Consider the following 8178-nt stretch of genomic DNA (forward strand, 5'->3'; position numbering starts at 1 on the left):
GCCCGCGCCGGTCACCGGCGCGGGCCCACGGCGTCGTGCGTCAGTGGTGGTGGCCGCCCGAATGCAGATGGGCGGCCGGGGACACCACGAGGGGCCGCATCATGTGCGTCTCGTGCTCCAGCATGTGGCAGTGGTGGACGCCCCTGCCGACGACCGGGAACCGGACCGCCACGGTGATCAGTTCGCCCACCGTGCTGTTCGGCGTGAGCTGGCCGGCCGAACCCAACCGGATGACGTCCTTCTCGCCGAGCTCGTGCGCCTCGAGCACGCCCGCGGCCTTGAACGCGATGGGCTTGGCCGAGCCGCGGGTGACCCGGTCGAACCCGGTGATGTCGTAGGTGTCGCGGGACAGCACCTGGAAGTGCGCCAGGTGGATGTGCATGGGGTGCGGGGCCACGGCGAGGTTGAGGTACTTCCAGACCTCCGTGCTCTCGTGCGCGGCGGTGAACGCCTTGCCGTCGTCGTACGTCATCGCCGTCCTGCGCAGCGTCCTGACGGTGCCCTCGGCGTCCTGGACCTGGATGACCCCGGGGGAGGGGAACGTGATCCCCGCCGGGTCGACCTCCTCCATCTCCCACAGCTCGGGAAGGTTCGTCGAGCCGGGACCGACCGTCACCACCCACCGGTGGGCGTGGTCGTGGGGCAGGTCGTCATGGGTGAGCCGCTTGAACGTGGGCGAGACGACCTCCGGCAGCACGAACCGGCCGGACGGCCTCTGGTCAGCGACGCGGAACTGCATCACGTCGGGCTCCAGCAGGTCGTTGCGCTTGTCGGAGGCGCCGGGCGCGACGCCGTCCAGCGTGTTGACCAGCTTCAGGGCCTGCCCCCGGAACGCGCTGAAGTCGACCAGCACGTCGGCGCGCTCGCCGGCGGACAGGTTGAGCGACCCGTCGACGGCCAGCGGCCTGTCGATCAGGCCCTGGTCGGTCCCGATCACCTTCAGCGCCCCCGGGACGGGCTTGCCGTCCGCCAGCAGCATCAGCCGGTACAGCCGGGAGTTCGAGGCGTTGACGATCCGGAACCGGTACCAGCGCGGCGCGACCTCCAGGTACGGCCAGACCACCCCGTTGACCAGGGTGTAGGGGGCCGCGTGGACGCGCAGGAGCCGCTGCGGGCCGATCATCTCCACCTTGTGGACCAGCCGGCCGGCGAGCGCCCCGGACTCGTCCACGTCGAAGTTGCGGTCGCAGAGGACCAGCGGCACGTCGCGGGCGCCGTCGGGCAGGTCGAGCGCCTCCTCCTCCTCGTTGCGGGAGAGGAACAGGCCCGCGAGCCCGGCGTACACGCTGAAGCGGCTCACGTGGTGGGTGTGGTCGTGGTACCAGAGCGTCGTCGCGGCCTGGTCGTTCGGATAGGCCGACAACTGCACGTCGCCCGGACCTATGAGGTTCTCCATCCAGCCGTCGTTGCCGCCGCCGGTCAGCATGCCGTGCAGGTGCACCGCGGCCCACGGCGGCAGGTCCGCCACGCCGGCGACCTCCTGGGTCCCCTGCGTGCCGGGGTAGTTGGTGAGCGGGTCGGGCGAGCGGCCCGTGGCCGAGCCGAAGTCGACCGCCTTGACCGGGATGTTGCCCGTCAGCTGGTTCTCCCAGACGACCCGCAGCGGACGGCCGCTGACCGTCTTGATCGTCGGGCCCGGGAAGACGCCCTCGTACGTCCACATCGTCACCGGCGGCATCTCCGAGTGCACGGTGACGTCGGCGGTGCGCAGGCGGACCGTCAGCTCGTCGTGGTCGCCGCGGTCGCGGGGGCGCAGCACCGGCGGGATCCGCAGCGGATCCTGGAACTTGGTCAGCTTCAGTTCGGGCGCCGACGGCTCGGGCCCGCCGGCCGTCGCGGCGGCCGCACCGTGCGACTTGAAGAAGGGGGCGGCGGTCACCAGGGCGCCCAGGCCGGCCATGGTGCCGTAACGCAGCACCGCGCGGCGGTTCAGCCCGGACGGCTCGGATGTTTCGGAAGCTGTGGGGTCCATTCGCCCGAGGCTAGGGGCGGCCGCTCTCGCCGAACTCGAGCTCGGCTCCAGACCGATGGGGTCGGTCGACGGAGCCGGGCCCGAGTCCGGGGAGCGGGTCAGACCGCGATCGGCTCGCTGTCCCGGTTGACGAGCGTCGCGTAGTGGCCGGCGCGCAGGAGCAGCTCGTCGTGGGTGCCGCGCTCGGAGATCCGGCCACGGTCCAGCACGATGATCTCGTCGGCGTTGCGGACGGTCGAGAGCCGGTGGGCGACCGTGATGGTGGTGCGCCCCACGCTGGCCGCGTCGATCGCCTGCTGGACGGCCTGCTCGGTCTGGGTGTCCAGGGCGCTGGTGGCCTCGTCGAGCACCAGGATCGGCGGGTCGCGCAGGATGGTGCGGGCGATCGCCAGCCGCTGCTTCTCGCCGCCGGAGAACCGGTACCCGCGTTCGCCGACCACCGTGTCGTAGCCGTCGGGCAGCAGCGTCAGGTAGTCGTGGATGTGGGCGATCCGGGCCGCCGCGTACAGCTCCTCGTCGGTCGCGTCGGGCTTGGCGAACCGCAGGTTCTCCGCGACCGTGGCGTGGAAGAGGTACGTCTCCTGGGCGACCACGCCGACCGCGGACGTGAGCGTGTCGAAGGACATGTCGCGCACGTCGACCCCGTCGATCGTGACGGAACCGGACGTGACGTCGTAGAGCCGCGGAATGAGGTAACTGAGCGTGCTCTTGCCCGAGCCGGTCTCGCCGACGATCGCGAGGCTGCGGCCCGCGGGGACGGTCACGTCCACGCCGGCCAGCGTCGCCTGGTCCGCGCTGGCGTAGGAGAAGCCGACCCCCCGCATCCGCACCTCGCCGCGCAGGGCGGTCGGCTTCACCGGCCGCTCCGGCTCGGCGATGTCGACGGGCAGGTCGATGTACTCGAAGATGCGGCCGAAGAGCTCGAGGGAGCCCTGGATCTCGATGCCGACGGTCAGCAGCCGTTGCGCGGGGCGGAACAGGCTCTGCTGGAGGGAGGTGAAGGCCACCAGGGAGCCGATGGAGATGGCCATGTGGCCGTTGTCGGAGGTCAGTCCCGCGACCCAGTAGATGACCGCCGGCATCGAGGCGATGACGACCCAGATCGTGGACTGGTACCACAGTCCGGCCGTGGTGACGCGCACCTCGACGTCGGTGAGCTTGCGCGACTGCCGCGAGAAGTTGTCGGTCAGGGAGCGGGACCGGCCCATGGTGTGGCTGAGCAGGATCCCGCTGATCGACAGCGACTCCTGCATGGTCGAGGAGAGCTCGGCGAGCCGGTTCTGCCGGTCCCGGGTGATGTGCCGTCGCTCGTTGCCGACGCGCCGGCTCACCAGGGCGAACGCCGGGAGCATGAGCATGGACGCGAGCGTCAGGCGCCAGTCGAGCAGGAACATCGCGGTGGTCGAGGCCAGGACGACCGTCAGGTCGGCCAGCAGCGCCGTGGCGGTGGTCGTGATGGTGACCTGCATCCCGCCGATGTCGTTGGCGATGCGCGACTGCACCTCGCCGGTGCGGGTGCGGGCGAAGAAGGCCAGCGACATCCGCTGGAGGTGGGCGTACACCGCCGTACGCAGGTCGTGCATGACGAGCTGACCCACGGTGGCCGATATGTGCGTCTGCCAGACGTTGAACGTGCTGGTGGTGACGGACACCAGGATCATGCCGAGGGAGAGGAGGGACAGCAGCCCCAACCGGTCCTCCGGCAGCGCCGTGTCCATGATCTCGCGGATCAGGAACGGGTTGACGAGGGAGATCAGGGAGGAGCCCGCGACCAGCAGCACGACGGACAGCAGCTTCCGCCGATACGGGCGGAACAGCCCGAGGACGCGTCGCATCTCGCCGTGTTTCATCAGTGCCTGGGGACGCGTGATGCCCGAACTGGCGCTGCTCACCCTGGCCTCCTTCTCTCTTTGGTCAGTTCCAGTCGACGGATCCGGGTCGTGCCTATTGCAGTTGTCTGACCAGTGCCGCCCACTGGGCGAGCTCCTTCTCCGACAACGGGCTCGGGCACGGCTGGTCCGCAGGCAGGGCGGTGGCTTCCTGCCATGCGCAGGGGGGACACATGCCGTTCCACGCGAACCCCGTCCACATGAGGCCTTCGCCGAGCTTCTTCCACATCGATCGCATAGCGGACCTGGGCTTCGCGCCCATGTCGATCTCCATTCGCAGGGGGGCCGCCCGACGTCATCTTGGGCAACGCGGCTCAACGGAACATCGGGACCGTGTCGAGCTCCGCTGGAGACGGGCGGCTCAGCGCGCGGCCAGCAGCCCGCGGCTGCGCAGGACCCACCGCTCGACCGGGCTGAAGACGAGCAGGTCGATGGCGACGCCGACGACGAAGATCAGGGCGATGCCGAGCACCACGCCCGGCATGTCGGAGAACTCCCGCTGGTTCTGCAGGTAGCGGCCGAGGCCGAGCCCCAGTTCGGGGGAGGAGGCGATGAGCTCGGCGGCCATCAGCGACCGCCAGGAGAACGCCCAGCCCTGCTTCAGCCCCGCCAGGTACCCGGGCAGGGCGCCCGGGAGCAGCACGTGCCGGGCGCCGCGCAGGCCGCTCGCGCCGAGCGTACGGCCGGCCCGCAGGAACAGCGGCGGAACCTGGTCGATCCCGGCGATCAGGCCGTTGGCGATCGAGGGCACCGCGCCCAGCAGGATCACGGCGTACATGGCCGAGTTGTTGATACCGAGCCAGATGACGGCGGCCGGTACCCAGGCGACCGAAGGCAGTGACTGCAGGCCCGCCAGCACCGGACCGATGGCGGCCCGTACCGGCTTGACCTGGGCGACGAGCAGGCCGATCGGCGTACCGATCGCGACGGCCGCCAGGAAGCCCGAGACACCGCGCCACAGGCTGGTCCAGATGATCGAGAACAGGGTGCCGTCGCCCCAGAGGGCGGTGAGCGCGTGCCACACGTCGGCCGGACTCGGCAGCTTCTCGGGGCTGGTCAGGTGGATGCTGTAGGCGAGCTGCCAGAGACCGACGACCAGCACGACGCCCAGGACCGGCGGCAGCACCTTCGCCTTGAGCACCTGGCTGAGCGGGGTGCGCTGCGCGTGGCCGGTCTCCAGCGCGTCCAGGCCGGCCCCCAGCGTGTCGAAGCCGGCCCCCGGGCCGTCGCGGCGGGCGGCGCGGGCGCTCGCCGCGGGCCGGATGTCAGTGCTGGACATGGCGGCGGATCTCCCCACGCAGGTGCTCGGTGATTTCGATGGACATCTCCGCGACCTCGACGGACTCGCCCCGGAGCGAGTGCGGCAGGTCGACGCGCCACTCCCGGGAGATCCGGCCGGGCCGGGACGACAGCAGGACGACGCGCTGGGCGAGCCGCACGGCCTCCCTGACGTTGTGGGTCACGAACAGGACGGTGAGCTTGCGCTCGCTCCAGATCCGGGTGATCTCCTCGTGCAGGACGTCCCGGGTGATGGCGTCGAGCGCGGCGAACGGCTCGTCCATCAGCAGGACGGTGCCGCCCTGGGCGAGCGCCCGCGCCATGGCCACGCGCTGGCGCATGCCGCCGGAGAGCTCGTGCACCCGCTTGCGGTGCGCGCCGCCGAGGCGGACGAGCTCCAGCAGCCGCTCGGCCTCGGTCCTGCGGTCCTCGCGCGGGACGCCGGCCAGGCGCAGGGCGAGTTCGATGTTCTTGCCCGCGGTCAGCCACGGGAACAGCGCGTGGTCCTGGAACATCAGCGACGGGCGGGTGCCGGGTACCTCGATGGTCCCGGCGCTGGGTTCGTCGAGCCCCGCCACCAGGTTGAGCAGGGTGGACTTGCCGCAGCCGGAAGCCCCGAGCAGGGTGACGAACTCACCCGGGGCCACGTCCAGGCTGATGTCGTCGAGCACGACGGAGGCCGCACCGGGGCGGCCGAAGGCCTTGGTGACGTGCGAGAGCCGGACCGCCGGGCAGTCGGCCGTGGTCTCGACGACGGGGGCGTACGTCGGGATGGTCAGTGCCGTGGTCATTGCGGACACCTCCTGCGGGAGTGGGCGGGGCGCTGCGCGGAGCTACGGGGTGCGGGGCGTCACTTGACGCCGAGCCCCGCGTCCGCCGCGGCGGGCCGGCCCGCTGCCTTGAAGATCTTGTTGAGCAGGGTCAGGTCGACGATGCCGGTGAGCTCGGGGTTCTTGAGCAGGCCCGCGGCGACCGCGTGGTCGGCCCCGGCCCGCAGGGTGTCGGCCAGCGGGTCGTCGATGAAGTCGACGCTGCTCCACGCGGGGTCGAGGATGGCGGGCGGCAGCTCCTTGCCCGTGTCGGCCTTGACCCGCAGGTTGGCGTCGGCCTTCGCCTTCTCCGGGGAGGCCTTGATGAAGGCGTTGGCCGCCACCGAGCCGCGCAGCACGGCCTCGACCACGTCGGGGTGCGCGGTCAGGAACTTCTGCGAGACGATGATGTTGGTGGTCACGAACTTGCCGCCCGGCCACAGCGACTTCTCGTCCAGCAGGACCTTCGCGCCGAGGGTGACCAGCCGGGAGGCGGTCGGCTCGGGCACCCAGGCGCCGTCGATGGAGCCGGACTTGTACGCCTCCGGCGCGACCTTGTTCTCCGTACGGATCACGTCGACGTCACCCTCGCCGGAGGCCGGGTCCACCTTGTAGCCCCTGCCGTGGAGGTAGTTGAGCAGGGCGACGTCCTGCGTACCGCCCAGCTGCGGGCTGGCGAGCCGCTTGCCCCGGAGGTCGTCCAGGGAGGCGATCTTCTTCGGGTTGACCACCAGCTTGACACCGCCGGAGGCCGAGCCGCCGATGATCCGCAGGGACGTGCCGTGCGACTTGACGTAGCTGTTGATCGCCGAGTTCGGGCCGATCCAGCCGATGTCGATCGAACCGGCGTTGAGCGCCTCGATCTCGGCCGGACCGGCGTTGAAGAACTGGGACTTGATCCGGGTCGACCCCAGCTCCTTCTGGAACAGACCCTCCTGCAGGCCCACCAGGGCGGTGCCGTGGGTCAGGTTCGGGAAGTAGCCGATCTTCACGGTGTCGGCGGACAGCTTCGCACCCGAGGCGCCCGCGGCCTGCTCCACCGGGCTGTCGTCGGCGCTTGCGCCGTAACCACAGCCCGTCAGCAGCCCGGCGGCCGTGGTCACTGCGACGGCCGCCACGGCCACGCGCCCGATCATCCGGTGGTTCTGCATCAGACCCAGTCCTCCTCGTTGATTGCCGCGGTCGTGTGCCGCCGTACGGTCCCGAAGGGCTCGCCCGCCATGCCGGCGGCGAGGGTGGTGCCGTCGGCCGGGTCGATCAGCAGGAACGAGCCCGTCCGGCGGTTGTCGGCGTAGGGGTCGAGCGCGAGCGGCTCGGCCGTGCGGAGCACGACCCGGCCGATGTCGTTGACCTGCAGGCCCTCGACGCCGGGGCGCCGATCGAGCGTGCTGATGTCGATCCGGTACGAGATGTCCTTGACCACCGCGCGCACGGTGCGGGTGGTGTGCTTGAGCAGCACCTTGGCGCCGACGTGCAGGGGGCGCTCGTTGAGGTGGCAGACGCTGGCCTCGATGTCCTGGGTGGGCGCGCCGGCCGTGCCCCCGCCCGCGATCAGGTCGCCGCGCGAGACGTCGACGTCGTCGGTGAGCCGGACGGTCACGGACTGGGGCGCCCAGGCGACGTCCGTCTGCGTGCCGAGCGCGTCGATGGCCGCGACGGCGGTGGTGCGGCCGGAGGGCAGGACGGTGACGGCGTCCCCGACCCGCAGCACGCCGGAGGCGATCTGGCCGGCGTAGCCGCGGTAGTCGGGGTGCTCGGCGCTCTGCGGGCGGATCACGTACTGCACCGGGAAGCGGGCGGGCTCCTCGCTCGGGTCGCTGCCGACCGGGACGGTCTCCAGGTGCTCGAGCAGGGTCGGGCCGCCGTACCAGTGCATGGTGGCCGAGGGCTCGACGACGTTGTCGCCGGCCAGCGCGGAGATCGGGATGGCCATGACGTCCCTGACGCCGAGCGTGGCGGCGTAGGAGGTGAACTCCTCGGCGATCTTCGCGAAGACGGACTCGTCGTAGCCGACGAGGTCCATCTTGTTGACGGCCAGGACGACGTGGGGGACCCGCAGGAGGGCGGCGACCGCGGTGTGCCGGCGGGTCTGCTCGACGAGGCCGTTGCGGGCGTCGACGAGGACGACGGCGAGTTCGGCGGTGGAGGCGCCGGTGACCATGTTGCGGGTGTACTGCACGTGGCCGGGGGTGTCGGCGAGGATGAACCGGCGGCGGGCGGTGGCGAAGTA

At 71.1% G+C, this 8178-nt stretch carries 6 protein-coding genes; all 6 read right to left on the minus strand.

Annotated elements, in window-relative coordinates:
* Positions 1-40 precede the first annotated feature (40 nt).
* On the minus strand, positions 41-1972 hold the full coding sequence (locus tag ACIQCH_RS19505; RefSeq protein ID WP_402582394.1) for a multicopper oxidase family protein: 1932 nt from the start codon (positions 1970-1972) through the stop codon (positions 41-43).
* 98 nt (positions 1973-2070) lie between these two features.
* Positions 2071-3822 carry an ABC transporter ATP-binding protein gene (locus ACIQCH_RS19510; protein ID WP_402582405.1) on the minus strand — a complete coding sequence of 584 codons (1752 nt, stop codon included), beginning with the start codon at positions 3820-3822 and terminating at the stop codon, positions 2071-2073.
* 400 nt (positions 3823-4222) lie between these two features.
* On the minus strand, positions 4223-5140 hold the full coding sequence (locus tag ACIQCH_RS19515) for an ABC transporter permease (RefSeq protein ID WP_402582395.1): 918 nt from the start codon (positions 5138-5140) through the stop codon (positions 4223-4225).
* Positions 5127-5930, minus strand: a complete 804-nt coding sequence (locus tag ACIQCH_RS19520; RefSeq protein WP_402582396.1) for an ABC transporter ATP-binding protein — start codon at positions 5928-5930, stop codon at positions 5127-5129. The genes ACIQCH_RS19515 and ACIQCH_RS19520 overlap by 14 nt, the downstream gene beginning before the upstream one ends.
* Positions 5931-5989: 59 nt before the next feature.
* The gene (locus ACIQCH_RS19525; protein ID WP_402582397.1) at positions 5990-7099 is read right to left on the minus strand and encodes an aliphatic sulfonate ABC transporter substrate-binding protein; all 1110 of its coding nucleotides are present in this window, start codon (positions 7097-7099) and stop codon (positions 5990-5992) included.
* The coding region (locus ACIQCH_RS19530; protein ID WP_402582399.1) for a sulfate adenylyltransferase subunit 1 at positions 7099-8178 on the minus strand (1080 nt) is incomplete at its 5' end. The genes ACIQCH_RS19530 and ACIQCH_RS19525, both read right to left, overlap by 1 nt.

The sequence above is a fragment of the Streptomyces sp. NPDC093225 genome, assembly GCF_044753805.1.
In the GTDB taxonomy this organism is placed as follows: Bacteria; Actinomycetota; Actinomycetes; order Streptomycetales; family Streptomycetaceae; genus Streptomyces.